This is a genomic window from Rhodococcus sp. 1163, assembly GCF_002091985.1.
GTDB lineage: Bacteria > Actinomycetota > Actinomycetes > Mycobacteriales > Mycobacteriaceae > Rhodococcoides.
Genome location: NZ_MKKX01000030.1, coordinates 126943 through 148164, shown reverse-complemented (window position 1 = coordinate 148164; position 21222 = coordinate 126943). Strand labels below are relative to the sequence as shown.

The following is a 21222-nucleotide window of genomic DNA, read 5'->3' as shown; positions in this document are numbered from 1 at the left end:
GGCCCAGGTCACTTCGACGAGCACTGCGCTCGTTCAGAGGAAGTGGCGAGAGGGCGACCAGTTCTCATAGAGTTGGCGGCGACGCGAAAGAAACTTTCGTGAGCACCACCTGTCGAGTACGCCAGCAACCACTACGGAGACGATCATGGCCGCCAATACGACCACGGACAAAGACATCGCCGACGACGAGATCGTCCCATTGGCCGATGAGACTGCCAGCCAGGCGCAGCGCGTCGTCGCTGCCTACGCGCTCGACGCAGACGAGTGCCGCATGCTGTTTGCGATGCTGGGCATCGAACCGGCGGCACGACCCGAGTGATCGCACGCACCAGCAATCGCACTTTCTGAACGATGAACCGATAGGACAGTAGTGGCTGACGCCTCGCAGGGTTCCAATTTCGTCGTCGTGGCCAACAGGTTGCCCGTGGACTTGGAGACGCTTCCCGATGGAAGTACGCGATGGAAGCGAAGCCCCGGCGGGCTGGTCACGGCACTCGAACCGATCCTTCGAGCCAACAACGGCGCCTGGGTGGGCTGGCCGGGCGTCCCTGATGTCGAGGTCGAACCGTTCATCGAGGACGAGCTCGAACTGTGTCCCGTCACGTTGAGCGAGCGAGAAGTAGCCGACTACTACGAGGGCTTCTCCAACGGCACCCTGTGGCCGCTCTATCACGACGTCATCGTCAAACCGATCTACGACCGTTCCTGGTGGAATGCCTACGTCGAGGTCAACCGTCGGTTCGCCGAGACGACGTCTGCTGCGGCAGCCGAGGGTGCGACGGTGTGGATTCAGGACTACCAGCTCCAGCTGGTCCCGAAGATGCTGCGGATGCTGCGCCCGGATCTGACCATCGGGTTCTTTCTGCACATCCCCTTCCCGCCGGTCGAGTTGTTCATGCAGATGCCGTGGCGGACCGAAATCGTCGAAGGGCTACTCGGGGCCGATCTCATCGGATTCCATCTCGCGGGCGGCGCACAGAACTTCCTGTACCTCGCCCGCAGACTCGCCGGTCAGGTCACCTCCCGCGGATCCGTCGGGGTGCGGTCCAAGCTCGGATCCGTCCAGGTCGGCTTCCGGACGGTACGCGTCGGCGCGTTCCCGATCTCCATCGATTCGGGGGATCTCGACGAGAAGTCACGGCGCAAGGCAGTCCGTGATCGTGCCAAGCAGATCCGTAAGGATCTGGGTAACCCGAAGCGCATCATGCTCGGGGTCGACCGTCTGGACTACACCAAGGGAATCGACGTCCGGCTCAACGCATTCCGTGAGCTTCTCGAAGAGGACCGTGTCGATCCGGCCGAGAACATCATCGTCCAGCTCGCCACACCGAGTCGCGAACGCGTCGAAAGCTACAAGGCGATGCGCGGTGAGATCGAACAGCAGGTCGGCCGCATCAACGGTGAATACGGCCAGGTCGGCCACCCCGTCGTGCATTATCTGCATCGACCGATCCCACGGGACGACCTCATCGCTTACTTCGTCGCAGCAGACGTCATGCTGGTCACTCCCCTACGCGACGGGATGAATCTCGTCGCGAAGGAGTACGTCGCGTGCCGTAGCGACCTCGGTGGTTCGCTCGTGTTGAGCGAATTCACCGGTGCCGCTGCCGAACTCCGTCAGGCATACCTGTGCAACCCGCACGATCTCGACAGCGTCAAGGACGCCATCATCGATGCGCTCGAGCAGGCGCCCGAGGACGGCCGGCGACGTATGCGCGCCATGCGTAGGCAGGTGCTCGCACACGACGTCGACCGATGGGCCAGGTCCTTCCTCGACGCGCTGTCGAATCCGCCGCAGGACGGTCAAGCGACAACTCAGCGCTGATTCGACCGATTGTCCACTGGAGGCGCCCAGCCTCCAGTGGACAGTGCTCAGATCGGAGCCAACTCGCTTGCGAGCCAACGCCCGTCGACTTTTTCCATCGTCATCCGAACCCGACTTCCGCTGCTGGCAGCGTCGGGTGCATCGGTGCTGGTGGTGATCTGATTGAGGAACAACAGTATCGTTGCATCGTCCGGATCGGCCGAAACGACAGCGGTGCCCTGCACGGTCACCTGAACGGTGAGCGACTTTTCCTTGGCACTGGGAGCGATCACTTCGGTCACCAACTTGGTGTAGTCGTCCTTGAAGTCCCCGGTCAAACCGTCTGCAGCAGAAGCTAATTGCTGATCGACATTGTCGAAGTCGTAGGCCAGCATCGAGATCGCCTGCGCCGAAGCAGCTGCGACGGCATCGGTACGCGCCTGCTCGGTCTGCTCGTTCTGCCGATACTGATAGAACAGCACCCCGACACCGGCGGCAAGCGCCAACACGATAACAACGGCCAAGCTGCGCAAAAGAATTCCAGATTTCATCACGGCACGAACTCCACTCTCGACGCGGTCATCACGTCACCGTCGTCAGCGACTGTTACGCGCAACCGGAAGTCGCGCGGCTGGGGTTCTTCGGCATCGGAGTTCTTCACCATCGCCCGTGCAGCCACGAGGACATCCGCCGTATCGTCGCTGCTGTTTTCGATTCCAGCTTCGATGATCTCACCATTCGAATCGACACGGGCCTGCTTGACGACGTCGACGAACGGACCTTCACGGCCCTCGAACTCGGCCTTGAAATCTCCACTGGCACCGGCCAGCAACCGGTCCACATCCTCTTGCGCCGAATCGGGATGAATCGTCGTCAGATTCAAGACGGTCTGTCGGGCGGTCTGTACGAATCGCTCGGCTTGCGCGTCTTCGGCGCTCGTCGCTCGATTGGCCAGGAACAGGTAGACGCCTCCAGCGAGGAGGGCGAGAACCACGACCACGAACAACGACGTCAGCACTAGGTCGAGCCGGTTCGTTTTCCGATGCGAGACATCCACGTCCTGCTCGGGCTTTTCTTCCTCCAGCAGAGCCTCTTCTTTCGTCGGCTCTGTCGGCTTCTGCTCGGCGTCAGCCTTGACGAGGGAGGGTATGGGCTCCTCATTCTTCAGGTCCGGGGTGTCGACGGGTGAGTCCTGTGCGGTTGCCGGTACTTCGACTGTGTCCTTCGACGTCGTCTCGCCCGCGATAGGCCCTGCCGGTCGTACTGCCCGACGGCGTGGGCGCCTCGGCGCCGTGCCCTCGTCGTCTGCCATAAAAACCTTCCTCGTTGCGTCCAGTGGTCGTGCCGACTAGAACGGGTATCGACCTACATCTCATTCACATTGTGCACGCTGCGGGTAACAGAACGGTCGAGAACTAGAACTGGTTCACCAGGCTGATACTCTCACTTGTCTTGTTGATTGCGAGAGGACCACTCCCTATGGCTCACACGCTCACGTGGCACGACGACGTCAGCCGGCAGGCGCGGGTACTGGCCTATGCCATGCGGATGACGCTGAAACCGGCGTTCAGTCTCTGGCCACTCACCGACAACGGTATCCGAGCGATCGGCCACCTCGACCGTGCCGTCGACCGACTCCCCAAGCCCAAGCGCGTCACGATCGAGCAGGTTGCCCTCGGCGGGGTGCCGTGCGAGAAGACGACGCATCCGCGGGTCGCGACGGGATCTCTTGCCGATGCAACCATCCTGTACTTCCACGGCGGAGGTTTCGTATTCTGCGGTTTGGCCACCCACCGGAGCGCATGCGCCACAATGTCCGCTCGCGCAGGTGTTCCCGTGTACTCCGTCGAATACCGACAGATCCCCGACGGCGGAATCGGTACGTCCATCGCCGACGCGATGCGCTCCTACCGCGCTGCGTTGGACACCGTTGCCGATCCGTCCAAGATCATCGTCGCAGGTGATTCTGCCGGTGGATATCTCGCGATGAAGGTCGCCGAACTTGCTGTACTGGAAGGTCTCACACCGCCCGCCGCGGTGTTGGGGTTCTCCCCTTTGCTCAATCTGAATTTGAAGAGTCATCCGCGGAAGTTCATGAAGAAGGATGCGTACCTTCCGATGAAGCAGGTTCTGGCACTCGAAGAACGCTGGCTTGCCGGACCAGACACGATCCCCGGCGCTGCTTCGCCCGTCGATGCCGACCCGTCGATCTTTCCACCGGTGTTCCTCTCGACGGCGGAGAACGAAATCATGCGACCCGACGTCGAATCGATGACCCGGAAGCTCGGCGTCGCCGGCCGAACCGTCGAAACGCATGTGTGGAGGGGGCAGGTGCACGCGTTCCCCGTCATGGCCAGTGGACTGCCGGAAGGCAAGGCGATCCTGGATCTCGCTGTGGCCTTCGCTGCCCGCAACCTCTGAAGCCGATTCCCTACGGAGTCCACTCCGCCGCATCTGCGGTGGAGTGGACTCGAAGGGCAATCTGTTAACCGGTGCCCTGCTGGACCGACATGAGGCCCTGCAGGTCGTTGACGCCGCCATTGAGTCCGGGTTGTGCGTAGGCGACGCCACCGGGTGCGACATACATACCGGTCTGCGGATCGTACGGACGTGCTGCCACTGCCGGAGTGACACTGCTTTCACCACTGGGGATTTCGGTGTACGATGGCTCCCCCTGCTCGACCGGGCCCCAAGGCGGGTTGTTGCCCAGCGGCACATACCCCTCCGCGCTGCGACAGATTTCCGGCGTGGGTGCGCGTCGACCGGGCACCTCCATACACGGCAGGTTCCTCGAGCCGCGGACCGCGGTGCTCTCGGACTGATCGACCTTGCAGAACAGGTCAGCCGGTGTATCCGGAACGGACATTTCATTAGGATCGCGTCGCTGATCGGCAGGAAGGAATCCTGTTGTGCACGAGGGCGGGTCGTTGACTTCGAGTTGGAAGTTCACGAGGGCGCCCTCGTCAGCGGGCCCGGCGCCCGCGGCGGTCATCAAAGCTGCAGTGATCGGCGGGTACAACACCAGGATCTGCTCGATGCCGGCGTTGTAGATGACGCCGACTTCACCAATGCTGACCAGGTTGGCGAGCAGAATCGGCAGCGTCGGCTGTAGATCCTGGAACAACTTGTTGGCTGTCGCTGCCGCGTTCGGCCCCTTCTCGAGAATGGCACGCAGATCTGGATCGCTGGCACGAAGCTGATCGGTGAAGGTAGCGAGATTACTTGTCCAGGAACGAATAGCGTCGCTGCTGACGACCTGCCCGTCCAGCAACGGGCCGAGCTGATCCAATAATTGGATGGTTTCTCCGGAGTTGGCATTCGCTTCCTGCACGAACAACCGGGTCGAATCGATGAGCTTCTGCAGGTCCGGTCCAGCCCCGTTGAACGCCTTGAACGACTCGTCGACGACGGTCCGCAGCCGAGTATCGGAAATACTTTTCAGTAGTGTGTCCGCCTGGTCCAGCATCGGCCCGACGTCCTGCGGCACCGACGAGCGGTCCTCCGGAATGACATCGCCATTCGACAGGGCGGGTCCGTCCGAACTCCGCGGGATCAGATCGACATACTGCTCGCCGATGGCAGAAACACTTTTGACCTGTGCGTCGACATCTGCGGGAATCGAGAAGTCGCTGTCGATCGACATGTTGGCGTCAACGCCGTCGGGTGTGAGCTCGACAGAGCGCACCTCACCGACAGTGGTACCTCGATACGTCACGTTTGCGTAGGGGTACAGGCCGCCGGTCGTCGGCAGTTTCACCGTGACCGCGTAGCGACCGATCCCGACGAGTGCCGGCACTCCGACATATTGAGTGGCCATCACCACGAGTCCGATGACGGTGAGGATCGAGAAGATGATCAGCTGAACGCGGACGAATTTGGTGAGCATCATGGTGCGGGCACCCCGAGTCCAGGAATGGTGGGCAATGGAATTGCAGGCAGTCCTGGGATTTGTAGCGTCGGTGCGCCGACCGGTCCACGCAGTGGGTCGCCCGCTGTCACCGCAGTGGGCGCGGCCTGTTGACCGAGAGCGCCTTCGAGACCAGCAATACGGCCCGCGAGAGGTGTTCCGGTGAGGAAATTGGAGTCGAACCTCGGGAGAGACAAGTCGATGACCATCCCCAGGTTTGCGTAGTCTCCGCGGATCACGTTGTCGATGCCCTCCTGCGGGAACGGGTAGGTCAACAGAACCGACAACACTTCGGTCAGCGCACTACCGGAATCGGCCAACGCGTTGAGAACTGGCGTGATGCTTTCGATATTGGTCTGCAGATCTGCACCACTGGTCTCGACCAATTGCGACACGACATTGCTGAGCTGACCCAGCGACACGAAGGCTCCGGTGATGTTCGGACGTTGCTTGATCAGAACGTCGAGCGCCGGCGGCAGTTCGTTCAATGCCTTTGTGAGCGTGGCGCTCTGATTCTCGACGTTGACGGCCAGCCGATCGATTCCGTCCAGTGCGGCAATGATGTCACCACGCTGATCATCCAGACTGCCGACCAATTCGTCCAGCCGCGGCAACAGATCGCGGATCGAGTCTTCACGGCCACCGATGGCATTGTTCAGTTCGGTGGTGATGTCCTGAATTTGAGCCAGGCCACCACCATTGAGCACCACGGACAGAGAGGACAAGGTCTGCTCGGTCGTCGGGTATGCCCCGGCTCGATCCAGCGGAATCACGTCGCCGTTCTGCAACCTTCCCTCGGGATCGGGCGGCGGCACCAGCGCGAGGTGCTGCGATCCGAGCAGCGAGGTCTGACCGATCTTGGCAGTGACATTCTCGGGCAACGCGACGCCCTCGTTCAGCGACACGGTGACCAGAGCGTGCCAGTTCTGAACCGTGATTGTATCGACAGTTCCGATGGTGACGTCGTCGACGGTCACCGGTGAGTTCTGCGACAGTGTGGTCACGTTGGGCATTTCGATTTTCACCTGATAGGCCCCGTCACCCCGACCTTCGGTGCCGGGCAGTGGCAGGGAATTCAAGCCACCCCATTCACACCCTGCCAGTGTGATCGACATGGCGCAGGCAAGGATGCCCACCTTCACAACGGCGCGTGCACGAGTTCTCATCGTCCGCCTCCTAGCAGGTCGCCGAGGCTTGGCACCTGGACGGTCGGCATATCGGCCATAGGCTCGGACTTCGGAGCGGACGCAGGCGTCTGCGCTTGTTCGAGACCAGGCTCGGTGTAGACGATCTGATCCGGATTCGCAGCCGCTCCGGTTGTCGGATTGGCAAGAAAAGCAGGGTAATTGAAGACCAGCGAGCTAAGGACTGGACCGAGGTACTGCTTACACAGTTCGGCGCTTCGCTCAGACGTAGCGTTCTCCACACCCGCCACCGCACCGCAGATGAAGTTGATCGGGTTGCCGAAGTTGTTCAGCGAGATGGCACCGGTCAGCGAACCCTGCGCCGGTTGGTAGATGTTGTTGAAGTTGGCGAGTGCATTCGGTCCTGAATGCAGGATGCGCTCGATCTCCGGGCGCTTGTCGGTCAGGACGCGAGTCGCATCAGCCAATCGGCCGACTCCCTCGACCAATCCTGCCTGATTATCGGCGATGAACCGTTGAACTTCACCGAGCGCGACATTGAGATCGGTCATGGCAGTACCGAATTCGTCGGAGCTTTGGGCAAGCATCTCCGATACCGACGCGAGTCGGCCGCCGAACTGCACGATTTGATCGTTGCTGTTGGACAGTGCACCGACGAACACCTGCAGGTTGCGGACGGTCGAAAAGAGGTCTGTTCGGCCGTCGGACAGTATTCGCATGGTCTCGGACAGCTCCCGCAGTGTCGAGCGCAGCGAGTCACCGTTTCCGTCGAGGTTGTCGGCAGCGGTGTCGATCAACCGACCCACTGGGCCTTGATCGTCGACTCCCTCCGGTCCCAACGATGTCGATAGTTTGGTCAATTCGGTTTTGATCTGGTCCCATTCGACAGGTACCGCCGTGCGTTCGAGGGGAATCGTTTCCCCGTCTGCTAATTCGGGTCCGCCGGCGAACACCGGAGTGAGTTGCACGAACCGCGCGGACACCAGGCTCTGCGCGATGATCACGGCCTTGGCATCCGCCGGGATCGAGACGTCCGAGGAAACCTGCATACTCACCCGGGCATCGTCACCCTGAGGTTCGATCTTCTTCACCTTACCCACGGTCACGCCGAGCACTCTGACGTCGTCGCCTTCGTACAGCCCTGTCGTAGAGGAGAATTGAGCGACCACAGACTTCTGGGTCAGACCGATGACGACCTTGTAACCGACCACGACCAACACAATTGCCAGCACGGTGGCACCGAGATACAGCAGCTTCTTCTTCATGTCATTGCCCCGGGGGTTTCAGGATGGGTGGCGAATTCTTCGGAATCAGGTCCTGCAGAGTGCCAGGCAATTGATCCGGAGCCACGACGCCGTCCACGATCGTCTTCCACCACGAGCTCGGGAGGATGTTCTGGATATAAGCGTTGAAGAACGGCCCGCTGGCAACCGCTTCACCGAGCGCGCTGATGTACGGCCCCAGGCCGTCGAGCGCGCCGGCAATGTTGTCATTGTTCTTCTGCAGTACCGCCACCACCGAGTTGAGCTTCTCCAGTGTCGGACCCATCTGCGCCGCATTCTCCTGGACCAAACCGGTGAGTTGGCGAGACACCGAGGAAATATTGGTGATCAACTGGCTGATCGCAGTGCGCCTGCGATCGAGTTCACCGAACAGCTCGTTGCCGTCGAGAATCAACTGGTTGATCTGATCGCTGCGGGTGGCGAGGATTCCGGTCACGCTCTCGGCACGTTCGAGCAACTGTTGCAGGCTCTCGTCGCGCGAGTTGATGCTTTGGGAAAGCCTGCTGATGCCGTCGAGGGCGGTGCGCAACTCCGGCGGAGTGTCGGACAACGTATCCGAGACCACGTTCATTGCGTCACCCAACTGCTGGGTGTCGAGGTCGGAGATGGTGGTGCTCAGGTCACCCAGTGCGTCGGTCAGCGAATACGGGGAGTTGGTGCGAGAGGACGGAATGGTGTCGTGGACGTCGATGGAACCGGGTCCATCGGGTGTCACCTTCAGCGACTTGCGGCCCAGGATCGTGTTGGTCTTGATCGCCGCGGCAGTCGCCTCGCCGAGCTCGATGTTTTCGCGCACCGTGAACTCGACGCGGACTTCCTGGTCGGCGAGAGCGATTTGCTCGACCTTGCCGACGTTGACGCCGGAGACTGTGACGTCGTCACCGACCATCAACCCGCCTGCATCGGTGAAGTTTGCCGAGTAGTTGATGCCGCCGTTCAGGAACGGCAGGCGGTCGTACTGCAGCGTCGCAATCACTATGCAGACGGCCAACACGATACCGATGACCCCGACGTGGATGAAGTTGGGCGATTTATCCGGTTTAGTTGACATCATTGATGTTTGCGCACCTCCCCGTATCCTGAACCGCCGTCGGGACGAGCAGTGTCGGTGACCCCTCAGGGCCCGAGATCTTGAATGTGTTGGAGCAGAGGTAGAACTGGAAGAAGCTGCCGTACGATCCGGTTCTGATCAGCTTCTTGTAGTCGCTCGGGAGCCGGGTGAGCACCTGATCGATGTTGTCTTTTCCGAGGTCCAGCTGGGTTGCGGTCCGGTTCGCGGCAGCGATCATCGACTGCAGATCCGGACGCGTCGCCTCGAGAAGCCCGGCCAGGTCTCCTGTTGCCCCCGCAATACGCGGGATAGCGTCGCCAATCGGGTCTCGATCCTGCGCAAGTCCACTGACGAGTTGCTGCAAGGAGTCGATGGTGGTCTCGAACTGGGTTCCTTGTCGATCGATTGTGCCGAGAGTCGCGTTGAGGTTGGTGATGACATCGCCGATCAACTGGTCGCGGTCAGCGAGAGTGTTGGTGAACGAGCTCGTGTTACCGAGAAGCGAGACAAGAGTTCCGCCCTGTCCTTGCAAGACCCCGAGCAACGCGGCGGACAAATCGTTGATCTGCTGCGGATCCAACCCTCGAAGCAGTGGCTTGAACCCACCGAGCAATAGGTCGAGATCGAGCGCGGGTGAGGACTGATTCACTGGAATCGTGCCACCGCTGTCGAGTTCCTCGATCCCGCCGGGTCCTTCGAGTAGCTCGAGGTACCGATCACCTACGAGGTTCTCGTATCGGACGGTCGCTGCCGTACTCGTCAGCAGTCGATACTTCGAATCGACGTCGAACTCGACCTCCGCGAGGTCCTCGTCACCGACGTCCACACCCTTCACTGCTCCGACAGGAACCCCCGCGATCCGAACCTTGTCGCCAGATTTGAGACCTGACGCATCGCTGAATTCGACACGGTAGGAGTCGGCGCTACCGAACCGGTACTGGCTGAACACCAATGCCAATGCGCCGAAGATCAGCACCATCACCAACGCGAAAATCGAGAGCTTGATCGTATTGCTTCTCATGGCCACGCCCCCGCAAACAGAAATTGGAACACCGTAGGCACGTTGATGGAGGGCTGCGTCTCGGGCACGTACGGCGCGTCAGCGGTATCCGCGACAACGAACGGCGCATGGGCTTGCTTCGGATCGAAGTCGGGAAGTCCGTAGCAGTTGGGACCACCACTGGCCGCAACCTTGGGTAGGTCCTTCTCGACCGTGTAGGCCGGATCTCCCAACACGAAGCTCGTACTGAGTTTGATCGATGCGCTGTCTCCCGCCCCTGCCATCGGCCCGAATGCTTTCCGCCCCTTGTTGAGCCCCACCAGGAAGCACGTGATCTCGGGTGAATATTCGTCGAGAAGCGTAGTGGTGTCGGTCAGCGTCGACAGCGCGGTCTCGAGTGGCTGCTGGTTCTCGGTCAGCACCTGCGTTGCCGTATCGGCAAGACCGGTCACGTTCATCAGCAGCAGGTCGAGGTTCGCTTGTTCCTCGACGATGGTCTTTCCCGTGTCGCTCGCGTTGTCGAGTACCCGCATGAGGTCCGGCGTCGCGTCGGCGTAGACGTTGGTGACCACTGCTGCCGCGGCCAGATCTCGTTGCAGCGCTGGAAGACTCGGATTCACCGTCTTCAGGTAGGAGTCGGTGTCCTCGAGCAGGGACCCGAGTTGTTCACCGCGACCGCGGAGAGCCGAGGACACGGCACCGAGGGTGGCGTTGAGCTTCTCGGGTTCGAGCTTTTGAAGGACCTCCGACAGGTGCTGGAACAAAGTGTTGAACTCGACGGTGACACTGTCCGCGGGGATGACGGCACCGGCCTCGATGCTCTGGCTCGATGGGTCGGGAGGAACCACGAAATTGACGTACTTGGCGCCGAACACCGTGGTGGACTTGATCTCTACCGCCACATTGGACGGAATCAGCGAGAGCGTCGACGGATCGAGATCCAGATCGAGTCTGGCCATGCCGTCCTCCTGCGAGATCGACCCGACGCGGCCAACCTGAACGCCGCGTAGTTTGACCTTGGCCTGCGGATCCAACACCAGTCCGGCGCGTGCCGAGGTGACGGTGACCGGAACTGTGCTGGTGAATCCACCAGCGAACGTGATCAGTGAGAACGCGGCGATGGCGACCAGGCCGAGCACCAGTCCGGCAGCGGCGAGTTTCTTGGTAATCGAATTGTCCATGTTCCGTTATCCCGACAGGTTGAAGTTGCCGGAGCTGCCGTAGATGGCCAGCGAGATCAACAAAGTAACGGTGACCACCGCTATGAGCGACGAGCGCACTGCGTTTCCGACCGCCACGCCGACGCCGACCGGACCACCGCTGGCAGTGAAGCCGTGGTACGTGTGGATCAGCATTACCGCGAGCGCCATGATTATGGCCTGGGCGAAGGACCACAGAATGTCCGTCGGTATCAAGAATGTGTCGAAGTAGTGGTCGTAGACGCCTGCGGACTGCCCGAAGAGCACCACCGTGGCGAAACGACTCGCGATGAACGAGGCGATGACCGCCAGCGAGTAGAGCGGAACGATGGCAACCATGCCGGCGAGCACTCGCGTACTGACCAGATATGGGATCGAAGGAATTGCCATCGACTCCAGTGCGTCGATCTCTTCGGATACCCTCATAGCACCCAGCTGCGCCGTAGAACCTGCTCCGATGGTGGCCGCAAGACCGATGCCCGCGATGACCGGCGCGATAATCCGCACGTTGATGAAGGCGGCAAAGAAGCCGGTGAGAGCTTCTACACCGATGTTCCCCAGTGAGGTAAATCCTTGCAAGGCAACGGTCCCACCGCCGAACAGCGTCAGAAATCCGACGATGACCACCGTTCCACCGATGACGGCGAGCGCGCCGGATCCCATACTGATCTCGGCGACGAGTCGCAGGGTCTCTTTCTTGTAATTGACCGCGGCGCGCGGAATCGATGCGAGCGCACGAAGATAAAAGATCGCCTGTTCTCCTAGGCGGTCCACCGCCCCTGAAGTGCGACTGATCCGCTTGCGCACCATCGTAAAACGGCCGGCTGCAGCGAGGGCCATTTCTAGATCCCCCTCATCCGGCTGTCAATTTGATACCGACGGCGGTGACCACGACATTGACGACGAACAATGCCATGAATGCGAAGACTACGGTCTGATTCACTGCATCGCCCACGCTTTTGGCTCCACCACGTACATTCAGCCCGAGAAAACATGCGACAAGGCCGGCGATCATCCCGAACAAACCAGCCTTGACCTGCGAGGTGATGAGTTCGCCGAACCCAGTCAACAGCGTGATGCCGTTGACGAAAGATCCCGGGTTGACCCCCTGGAGAAATACGGAGAACACGAAGCCACCGATAATGCCGATGGTGCATACCAAGCCGTTGAGCAGTAACGCAACGACCGTCGAGGCGAGTACCCGTGGGACGACGAGACGGTGGATCGGGTTGATGCCGAGCACCCGCATCGCGTCGATCTCCTCACGGATGGTGCGTGCGGCAAGGTCGGCGCAGATGGCCGTCGCGCCCGCCCCTGCGACGATGAGCACTGTGACGATCGGTCCGACCTGCGTGACAGCGCCCAGGGCAGCGCCCGCCCCACTGAGGTCGGCTGCACCGATCTCACGGAGAAGGATGTTGATGGTGAAGCTGACCAACACGGTGAAAGGCACGGCAACCAGAACGGTCGGGACCATCGACACACGGGCGACGAACCACGCCTGGTCGATGAACTCTTGACGCTGGAACGGCCGGCGGAACACCGAACGCAAGGTGTACCACGACATGTCGAAGAAGGCGCCTACTGCACGAAGGGGCACGAGTAGAACGTCGTTCATGAAACCTCCCTCGATACATGCGGCACTGTGATCCAGGTCATGGCCGTCCAGTTCATGTTAACTAGAACACGTTCAGTAGTCAAAGAATCGACCGATCTCGATGTTGGGCGGTTCGAATCACGCGTGAGTGTCGTACACATCGCGTACGGCCCTTCTGTTCACTTACATTGCAGGAAAAGAGTTTTGGTTTCGCATACTCGAATGTCGCTACATCCGAGGAGGCCACTCAGCCACTGCGAGCGGAGGGTTCACCGTGTAGAAACGGGTGTAAAACTAGATCAAGTTCTAGTTTTACACCCGCCACATCGGAACCTACGTGCCCGCATCATCTTCACCCGACATGGTCGGTTATGTGACCGAAATCGAAAAGCTACGGACCGGCCGTGACCTCCGGCGCGTCCAGATCGAGAGCCGCGCCGGCGGAGAAGGTCTTGGAAGGATCACGTCCGTCGAAGTACGTACTCAGCTCGGCCCCGAGAGACAGCGGCGTCCACGCACCCGAAGTTGCATCGAACCGCTGCTCGACGACGGGGGCAGCCATGAGAGCCACCATCGGCCCGTAGACGATGAAGACCTGGCCGTTGACGGCGTCCGAGGCGGGTGAGGACAGGTAGGTCACCAACGTCGATACGTGCTCCGGCGCCAACGGATCGACCCCGTCGGTGGGGGCGTCACCGAAGACAGCCTCGGTCATCGTCGTACGGGCCCGTGGGCAGATCGCATTGGCGCGAACCCCGTACCGTGACAACGCCCGCGATGCCGACAGCGTCAACGCAGTGATTCCTGCCTTGGCTGCGCCGTAGTTGGCCTGCCCTTCCGGCCCGAGCAGACCTGCTTCGGAAGAGGTGTTGACGATTCTGCCGTACACCGGGGCACCGGACTTCTTCGATTCGGCTCGCCAGTAAGCGCCTGCATTGCGCGTGAGCAGAAAGTGCCCGCGCAGATGAACTCGAACGACAGCGTCCCAGTCGTCGTCGGACATGTTGAACAGCATGCGGTCTCGGACGATTCCAGCATTGTTGACGACGATGTCGACGCGGCCGAACTTGTCCTGTGCGGCCGCGAACATGGCGTCGGCAGTGGAACGTTCACTGACGTCGCCCGGCACGAAGACCACCCGACGGCCAGTCGCCTCGATCGCCGCGATCGTCTCGTCCGCGGCGGGTCCCGACGCGATGTCGCCGAGCACTATGTCAGCACCCGCCTGCGCGAGGCCGATGGCCTCCGCGCGGCCGAGTCCGGACGCAGCACCGGTTACGAGCGCTACTCTGCCGTCGAGTCGTACCTCTTCGTCGTTCACGTTCCGGACTGTAGAACGTGTTCTATGTTTGTGGCAAGCAAGCTATCCCTTCCACCGCAGTGCGGCTCGCGGGCAACCCGCTATCGCCTCGTCCACGTCCGCCTTGTTCTCGGGCAGGTCTGCGGCATCGGACACCACCAGTTGGTCGTCGTCGTCAAGGTCGAACACCTGGGGTGCTACGCCTACACACACGCCGTTCGCTTCACACCGATCGAAATCAACCTCGAGCACTGTCGATACCCACCTTCATTAGTGATGAAGCCGCGTCGGCGCCGGTACATCGCGGTCGGTCCCCGGTTGAGGGCCGCGCACCCAGCCGACGGGCCGCTTATCCCTCAAGACTAGAACCTGTTCCACCCCGTGTGCAATGATTCGACTTATCTGAGGGTGGCGGAAGGATTCCGACGTCGACTCACCGTGAACTTGTTGCAGATTCCGGGCACGAGAGGACCACTGATATGCGGATCATGTACACGGAGGAACAGGCCGAGTTGCGCGCCGAATTACGCGCCTACTTCGCCACCCTGATCACTCCCGAGCGCCGCGAGGCACTGAGCTCGACGTCCGGTGAATACGGTGAGGGCACCGTTTATCGCGATGTAGTCAAGCAGATGGGTACCGACGGTTGGCTCGCGCTCGGCTGGCCTACCGAGTTCGGTGGCCAGGCACGTTCGGCCATGGACCAGCTCATCTTCACCGACGAAGCCGCCACTGCGGGGGCTCCGGTTCCGTTCCTGACCATCAACAGCGTCGCGCCGACCCTCATGGCATTCGGCACCCCCGAGCAGAAGGCGTACTTCCTTCCGCGTATTTCGGCAGGCGATCTGCACTTCTCGATCGGCTACTCCGAGCCGGAAGCAGGCACCGACCTGGCAGCGCTGCGCACCACTGCAGTGCACGACGGCGACGACTACGTCATCAACGGCCAGAAGATGTGGACCTCGCTCATCAAGTACGCCGACTACGTGTGGCTCGCGTGCCGTACCGATCCCGAGGCTCGCAAACACCGCGGAATCAGCATGCTGATCGTTCCCACCGACGCCGAAGGCTTCTCCACCACTCCGGTGCACACGATGGCAGGCCCCGACACCAGCGCGACCTACTACCAGGATGTGCGAGTACCCAAGACCGCACTCGTGGGCGAAGAGAACCGCGGCTGGTCGCTGATCACCAACCAGCTCAACCACGAGCGTGTCGCTCTCACCTCCGCCGGTCCCCTCGTCGCTTCTCTCCGTGAGGTCCGTGCGTGGGCGCAGAACACCAAGAAGCCGGACGGCACTCGGATCATCGATCAGGAATGGGTGCAGATTGCACTCGCTCGGGTCCACGCGAAGGCGTCCTACCTCGAACTGCTCAACTGGGAAATCACCGCCGCGAGCTCCACCCCCGGCCCGGCCGACGCGTCGGCGAACAAGGTGTACGGCACCGAACTGGCAACCGAGGCATACCGCACGATGATGGAAATCCTCGGACCATCCGCCACGTTCCGGCGCGGCTCGCCTGGCGCCCAACTACAGGGTCGACTCGAACGGCTGCATCGCTCTTCGTTGATCCTCACCTTCGGCGGCGGCACCAACGAGGTGCAACGCGACATCATCGGCATGACCGCGCTCGGCCTGCCCGCATCTGCACGCTGACTTTTCGGGAGAGAATGAAATGGACTTCACCACCACCGAGGCTCAGCGCGATCTCGCCGGGCTCACCCATGACATCGTTACCAAATACAGCACGAACGACGTTCAGCGACAGCTGGATTCCAACCCGGACACCATCGACCGCGCCCTCTGGGACGCGCTGACCTCCGGCGGACTTCTGTCGGCTACCGCGCCCGAGTCCATCGGCGGCGACGGTTACGGCGAACTGGAAGCTTCGTCGATCGCCATCGAACTCGGCAGAGGCCTTGCCGCCGTCCCGTTCGTGGCAAGTACGACAGTCGCCGCGGCGATCGCTCGGTTCGGCTCGGACGAGCAGCGGACCGAGTGGGCAGCCCCAGCCATTGCCGGCAGCTCGATCCTGACGTTGGCAATCGATGAAGAACACGGCGAGCCGCTCGACCCGTTGACCCGAGCAGACCGCACCGACACCGGCTGGACTTTGACCGGCTCCAAGATCGGCGTCGACAGTGCACCCGTTGCCGACGGCTTCCTCGTCACGACGGCCGCAGGCGCGTTCCTCGTTCGCGCGGACGACGCCGGCGTCACGGTCCTACCCCAGCAGGGCGTCGACAACCGCAGCATCGGAGTTCTCGAATTGAACTCGGTGCAGGTCGACTCGACACGGTTGCTCGCAGATCCGGACGTCACGCGCTGGGTTCTGGCACGCGTCACGCTCGGAACCTGCGCATACCAGGTCGGGGTCCTGGAGGAATCGCTTCGGCTCACCGCCGAGTACGCCCGTGAACGGGTTCAGTTCGGTAAGCCGATCGGCAGCTTCCAGGCCGTCGCACAGCGGTTGGCCGACGGGTACATCGACGTCAAGGGTGCCCGGTTGACGCTCTGGAAGGCAGCGTGGAGCCTCTCCGCTGGCAACAACGGTGACGAAGATGTTGCGGTCGCGAAGTTCTGGGCAGCGGACGCAGGCCACCGCGTCGCGCATACGCTGGTGCACATTCACGGTGGAGTCGGGCTCGATCGCGATCACCCGGTGCACCGATACTTCCTCGTCGCCAAGCGTGCGGAGTTCGCCTACGGACATGCCACCGCTCAGCTACGACGTCTAGGTTCCGCTCTCGCCGACGTGCCTGCCTGATTCGGGCTTATTCGCCCGACCTGGTAATCGCCAGGTCGGGCGACACCGAGAATGCCTGCCCCGCAGTGATTTTCGGGCAGCCTCTCCAACGATCAGTCAGTCGAAAAGAGTAGGTGACGGCTCCTCGTCGACCACGGCCGCCGTGGAGCCCGCGGGCTGCGACTCTCCCCCGGGAGAACCCTTACGGACCACCGACAGTGTGGTGGTTCGCACCGAGAGTCGATGGCCGCCGTGATGTTCCAAAAGTGCGAGACCCTGTCGAATCTCGAGCACTTTCCACGGGCCGGCGTGCCCGTTCGCCTGGACCAGGTCGCCTGCTGCGATCGCGGAAGCCACTACGAGTCTCCATTCGGTTCGTTCATTCGTGTGTGACTCAACCCTAGTGGGCTCGGAACCTGTTGCTTGCCTCGAGCGCCCCCACCCGGCCGCAACGGTACTTATCTGCCTCGACACACACTCCCCCGCAAGATAACTCGGCGGACTCGCCCGTGATCGTGCGAGCCCGCCGAATCATCTAGCGAATCTTGTCGAGCCTGCTGACTGCTTCCTCGAACCCGCCCACCAAATCGGCGATGATGTCCGCGACCGCCCGAATCTCGTTCATCCTGCCCACGATCTGTCCCACCGGCATGGCCACCACGTCGGGGTTGTCGGCGTTGTTGATTCGTTGGTGCGCTTCACTGACCAAGATGTTCTGCAACGGCATCGGTAGCGGCTCCGGGGCCTCGGCGCTGTTCCACGCCTCGGTCCACTTCGTCTTGAGCAAGCGCGCGGGTTTACCCGAGTAGATGCGAGTTCGAACCGTGTCGCTCGACGTCGCCGTCAACAACGCTTCCTGCATCGCCGACGGCTTGCCCTCCACACGTGCACCGAGGCGGTACTCGGCCGCTGTCAGCCACATCGATCCCATCCAGACACCTTGGGCTCCGAGCGCCAACGCGGCCGCTACCTGCCGTCCACTGCCGATTCCGCCTGCTGCGAGTACTGCGCCCGAGTCGCCCAACGCCTCGACGACCTCGGGTAGCAGCACCATCGAAGCGATCTCACCGGTATGACCCCCAGCTTCATACCCCTGAGCGATGACGATATCGACACCGTTCTCGATGTGTCTTCGCGCGTGTTCCGCCGTACCTGCCAGCGCTGCGACCGGTACGCCGTGTTCGTGTGCCTGCACGATCACGTCGTTCGGCGGCGAGCCCAGCGCATTGGCGATCAACTTGATCGGGTGTTTCAGCGCGACGTCGACGTGCGAGCGGGCCACCGAATGCAGCCAGCCGAGCACGCCTTCGTTACGTGCCGCATCGTCGTCGAGCGGCGGCACACTGAGCTGGTCGAGCGTCCGATCGATGAACGCTCGATGCTCGGCCGGAATCAATTCGTTCAAGTCCACCGAAGCACCTTCGGTGGGGATCTTCGCCGGCATGACGATGTCGACACCGTACGGCTTACCGTCGGTGTTCTCATCCATCCAGGTCAGCACCGCGTCGAGCTCTTCGGCGTCGTTGAACCGCACGCAGCCGAGCACACCGAGTCCGCCGGCTCGGCTGATCGCCGCAGCGACATGTTCGGACGGAGTGAAGCCGAAGATCGGAAATTCTATTCCGAACTTCTCCGACAGATCGGTGTGCATGATTGCCTAGCTCTCTGCGCTGGCGAGACGCGACACGGAGGTCTCGTCGGCCGGGCGCTGTTCGGTCTGACTCACTGCCCACCGGTAGTCGGGCTTGCCGGCCGGCGAACGCTTGATCTCGTCGACGAACCACACCGCACGCGGAATCTTGTATCCTGCAATCTCTTTGCGTGCTGCGGTATCGAGGTCTGCGAGTGTAGGACGATGTGTGCCTCGGGCCTGTACGACGGCAGCAACCTTGTGGCCGAGCCGCTCGTCCGGTACGCCGACGACGATGGCGTCGAACACGTCGGGGTGCGATTTGAGCGCACCTTCGACCTCTTCGGGGAACACTTTTTCACCACCGGTATTGATCGAGACCGAGCCGCGACCGAGCATCGTGACGCTGCCGTCGGCTTCGACCCTGGCGTAGTCGCCGGGAATCGAGTAGCGGACGCCGTTGATCTCCTTGAACGTCTCGGCCGTCTTGACCTCGTCCTTGTAGTACCCGACCGGGATGTGCCCGCTCCGCGCCAGTAGTCCCTTGACTCCCGAGCCTGCCTCGACGGGACGGCCGTCTTCACCGAGCACGATCGTCGACGCGTCGATCTTCACCCGCGGTCCACCAGTGTGTTCAGCGCCCTTGGCGACGACGGACAGTCCGCCGAAGCCGGTCTCGGAAGATCCGATCGAGTCGGTGATCATGCGGTTGGGGAGTAGTTCGAGGAGCTGCTCCTTGATGCTGGGTGAGAACAATGCTGCGCTGCTGGCTATCAGGAAAAGCGAAGACAAGTCGTAGGGCTTGCCATCCGGGCCGCCCTCGATGAGCGCGTCGAGCATCGGTCGTGCCATCGCATCGCCGGTGATGAAAATGAGGTTGACCCCGTACTTGTCGACCTGTTGCCACATGGCATGGCCCTCGAAATCAGGGTGCAGCACAGTCTTTCCACCACCGAAGAGGCTCTGGAACGTGGCCCACTGTGCCCCGCCGTGGATCATCGGTGGAATCGGCATTCTCGTCATCGGCGGATTCTCGGCACCCAATTTGGCCATGTCCCACTCGTCTTCGACGTACTCGCCGGTCATGAAGTTGATACCACCGCCGAGCACACGCCAGATATCCTCGTGCGTCCACATGACGCCCTTGGGACTGCCGGTGGTCCCACCGGTGTAGAGCATGTAGATGTCGTCTTTTGTGCGTTCCTCGAAGTCACGTTCGGGGGAAGAACTCTCCAACGCGTCTTCGTAGGAGACCTGACCCTCGTCGCCGTCGATCACGACGATCGTCTTCAGCAGGGGACACGTCGGTAGGACAGCAGCGACCTTGTCGGAGTAGCGAGCTTCGTGGACGAGTGCGACCATGTCCGAATTCTCGAAGATGTACTGCAACTCGTTCTCGATGTAGCGGTAGTTCACGTTGACCACGACTGCGCGAATCTTGAAGACAGCGACCATCGACTCGATCGCTTCGATGCCATTGCGGCTGTACACGCCGACCTTGTCGCCCGGCTTGACGCCTTGTTTCTGCAGGTAGTGCGCTAGCCGGTTGGTTCTGTCTTCCATCTGCGCGTAGGTGATCTCTCGGTCTCCCGACACCAGGGCAATTCGGTCGGGAACAAGGTCGATTGCATGCTCGACAAGGTCTGCGATATTTAGGGCCACGCGTTAAAAGTAGAACGTGTTATCGTTTCTGGCAATAGCCAATCTGAGACCGAGATCACAAGAACGAGGTAGCCACAGTGACGTCGAGCGCGCCGGAAGTCGGAACGGAATCACCGCACGCACTCGTGGAGAAGCGCGGCCAAGTCCTCATCGTGACGATGAACCGACCCGAAGCGCGCAATGCACTGAGCGGCGAGATGATGGCCATCATGCGCGACGCCTGGGATCGCGTCGATGCCGACCCCGATATTCGGGTCGCCATCCTGACCGGCGCCGGCGGCGCATTCTGCGCAGGCGCCGACCTCAAAGCAATGACCAGCACTCACCCAGGTGACAGTTTCAGCGGCGGCGGGTGGGACCTGTCGAAGATCGAGGCCCTGCTGAAAGGCCGCAGGCTGACCAAGCCGCTCATCGCAGCGGTCGAGGGCCCCGCTATTGCCGGCGGTACCGAGATTCTTCAGGGCACCGATATTCGCGTCGCAGGCGAAAGCGCCAAGTTCGGTGTCTCCGAAGCAAAATGGGGGCTCTTTCCACTCGGCGGATCCGCAGTGCGGCTCGTCCGGCAGATCCCGTACACGATCGCGGCCGACATTCTGTTGACCGGCAGGCATATTCGCGCTGCCGAAGCCAAGGAGATCGGGCTGATCGGCCACGTGGTCCCCGACGGCCAGGCGCTGGAGAAGGCCCTCGAACTCGCCGAACTCATCGCCGCGAACGGCCCGCTCGCCGTGCAGGCGATACTCAAGACCATCCGAGACACCGAGGGACTCCACGAGGAAGAGGCGTTCAAGATCGACGCCGAACTCGGAGTAGCGGTATTCAAGAGCCACGATGCCAAGGAAGGGCCCCGGGCATTCGCCGAGAAGCGGGCCCCGGTGTTCGAGGGACGGTAGCGC

21 protein-coding genes are annotated in these 21222 nt (G+C 61.6%); 6 read left to right on the top strand and 15 right to left on the bottom strand.

Features of this window, described 5'->3' with window-relative positions; genetic code table 11:
• Positions 1-145 precede the first annotated feature (145 nt).
• Positions 146-319: a hypothetical protein gene (locus tag BJD99_RS20975; protein ID WP_179142320.1), complete on the top strand. Its 174-nt coding sequence runs from the start codon at positions 146-148 to the stop codon at positions 317-319.
• 51 nt (positions 320-370) lie between these two features.
• A complete protein-coding gene (locus BJD99_RS12820) occupies positions 371-1825 on the top strand; it encodes a trehalose-6-phosphate synthase (RefSeq protein ID WP_084347226.1) in 1455 nt (484 codons plus the stop codon).
• A gap of 47 nt (positions 1826-1872) precedes the next feature.
• Here the strand turns inward: BJD99_RS12820 and BJD99_RS12815 are convergent, their stop codons facing one another.
• Entirely contained in the window at positions 1873-2355 is a 483-nt protein-coding gene (locus BJD99_RS12815) for a h domain protein (RefSeq protein WP_084347225.1), read from the bottom strand.
• Positions 2355-3116 (bottom strand): hypothetical protein, encoded by a 762-nt coding sequence (locus BJD99_RS12810; RefSeq protein ID WP_143542142.1) that lies wholly within the window; start codon positions 3114-3116, stop codon positions 2355-2357. Before BJD99_RS12810 ends, BJD99_RS12815 begins: the two co-directional genes overlap by 1 nt.
• Before the next feature lie 167 nt (positions 3117-3283).
• Here BJD99_RS12810 and BJD99_RS12805 point away from each other — a divergent pair, with 167 nt between their 5' ends.
• Positions 3284-4225 carry an alpha/beta hydrolase gene (locus tag BJD99_RS12805; protein WP_084347224.1) on the top strand — a complete coding sequence of 314 codons (942 nt, stop codon included), beginning with the start codon at positions 3284-3286 and terminating at the stop codon, positions 4223-4225.
• Positions 4226-4289: 64 nt separating this feature from the next.
• On the opposite strand, the gene BJD99_RS12800 is transcribed toward BJD99_RS12805, so the two are convergent.
• The 10 genes from BJD99_RS12800 to BJD99_RS12755 form a co-directional block, all read right to left on the bottom strand.
• On the bottom strand, positions 4290-5693 hold the full coding sequence (locus BJD99_RS12800; RefSeq protein ID WP_084347223.1) for an MCE family protein: 1404 nt from the start codon (positions 5691-5693) through the stop codon (positions 4290-4292).
• Positions 5690-6877, bottom strand: coding sequence for an MCE family protein (locus BJD99_RS12795; protein ID WP_084347222.1), 1188 nt, complete (start codon positions 6875-6877; stop codon positions 5690-5692). The genes BJD99_RS12800 and BJD99_RS12795 overlap by 4 nt, the downstream gene beginning before the upstream one ends.
• Entirely contained in the window at positions 6874-8121 is a 1248-nt protein-coding gene (locus tag BJD99_RS12790; protein WP_084347221.1) for an MCE family protein, read from the bottom strand. The genes BJD99_RS12795 and BJD99_RS12790 overlap by 4 nt, the downstream gene beginning before the upstream one ends.
• A 1-nt stretch (position 8122) precedes the next feature.
• On the bottom strand, positions 8123-9193 hold the full coding sequence (locus tag BJD99_RS12785) for an MCE family protein (protein WP_373270538.1): 1071 nt from the start codon (positions 9191-9193) through the stop codon (positions 8123-8125).
• Positions 9180-10211, bottom strand: a complete 1032-nt coding sequence (locus BJD99_RS12780) for an MCE family protein (protein ID WP_084347250.1) — start codon at positions 10209-10211, stop codon at positions 9180-9182. Before BJD99_RS12780 ends, BJD99_RS12785 begins: the two co-directional genes overlap by 14 nt.
• Positions 10208-11371 (bottom strand): MCE family protein, encoded by a 1164-nt coding sequence (locus BJD99_RS12775; protein WP_084347219.1) that lies wholly within the window; start codon positions 11369-11371, stop codon positions 10208-10210. The genes BJD99_RS12780 and BJD99_RS12775 overlap by 4 nt, the downstream gene beginning before the upstream one ends.
• Positions 11372-11377: 6 nt before the next feature.
• Positions 11378-12199 (bottom strand): ABC transporter permease, encoded by an 822-nt coding sequence (locus BJD99_RS12770; protein WP_256895658.1) that lies wholly within the window; start codon positions 12197-12199, stop codon positions 11378-11380.
• 43 nt (positions 12200-12242) lie between these two features.
• Complete coding sequence (locus BJD99_RS12765) at positions 12243-13007, bottom strand: ABC transporter permease (protein ID WP_084347217.1); 765 nt, start codon at positions 13005-13007, stop codon at positions 12243-12245.
• 370 nt (positions 13008-13377) lie between these two features.
• Positions 13378-14307 carry a 3-oxoacyl-ACP reductase gene (locus tag BJD99_RS12760; RefSeq protein ID WP_084347216.1) on the bottom strand — a complete coding sequence of 310 codons (930 nt, stop codon included), beginning with the start codon at positions 14305-14307 and terminating at the stop codon, positions 13378-13380.
• Positions 14308-14349: 42 nt separating this feature from the next.
• Positions 14350-14538 carry a ferredoxin gene (locus BJD99_RS12755; RefSeq protein WP_084347215.1) on the bottom strand — a complete coding sequence of 63 codons (189 nt, stop codon included), beginning with the start codon at positions 14536-14538 and terminating at the stop codon, positions 14350-14352.
• Between the two features lie 227 nt (positions 14539-14765).
• Between BJD99_RS12755 and BJD99_RS12750 the strand changes: the two genes are divergently transcribed.
• Together BJD99_RS12750 and BJD99_RS12745 are read left to right on the top strand one after the other, a co-directional pair.
• Entirely contained in the window at positions 14766-15944 is a 1179-nt protein-coding gene (locus BJD99_RS12750) for an acyl-CoA dehydrogenase family protein (protein WP_084347214.1), read from the top strand.
• A 19-nt stretch (positions 15945-15963) separates the two neighbouring features.
• Positions 15964-17055, top strand: a complete 1092-nt coding sequence (locus tag BJD99_RS12745; protein WP_084347213.1) for an acyl-CoA dehydrogenase family protein — start codon at positions 15964-15966, stop codon at positions 17053-17055.
• A gap of 96 nt (positions 17056-17151) precedes the next feature.
• Here the strand turns inward: BJD99_RS12745 and BJD99_RS12740 are convergent, their stop codons facing one another.
• The 3 genes from BJD99_RS12740 to BJD99_RS12730 all read right to left on the bottom strand — a co-directional run bounded on the left by BJD99_RS12740 (position 17152) and on the right by BJD99_RS12730 (position 20326).
• On the bottom strand, positions 17152-17391 hold the full coding sequence (locus BJD99_RS12740; RefSeq protein WP_084347212.1) for a hypothetical protein: 240 nt from the start codon (positions 17389-17391) through the stop codon (positions 17152-17154).
• Between the two features lie 178 nt (positions 17392-17569).
• Entirely contained in the window at positions 17570-18685 is a 1116-nt protein-coding gene (locus BJD99_RS12735; RefSeq protein WP_084347211.1) for a nitronate monooxygenase family protein, read from the bottom strand.
• 6 nt (positions 18686-18691) lie between these two features.
• Entirely contained in the window at positions 18692-20326 is a 1635-nt protein-coding gene (locus tag BJD99_RS12730) for an acyl-CoA synthetase (RefSeq protein ID WP_084347210.1), read from the bottom strand.
• A 158-nt stretch (positions 20327-20484) separates the two neighbouring features.
• Between BJD99_RS12730 and BJD99_RS12725 the strand changes: the two genes are divergently transcribed.
• Complete coding sequence (locus tag BJD99_RS12725) at positions 20485-21219, top strand: crotonase/enoyl-CoA hydratase family protein (protein ID WP_256895657.1); 735 nt, start codon at positions 20485-20487, stop codon at positions 21217-21219.
• Positions 21220-21222: the final 3 nt, after the last annotated feature.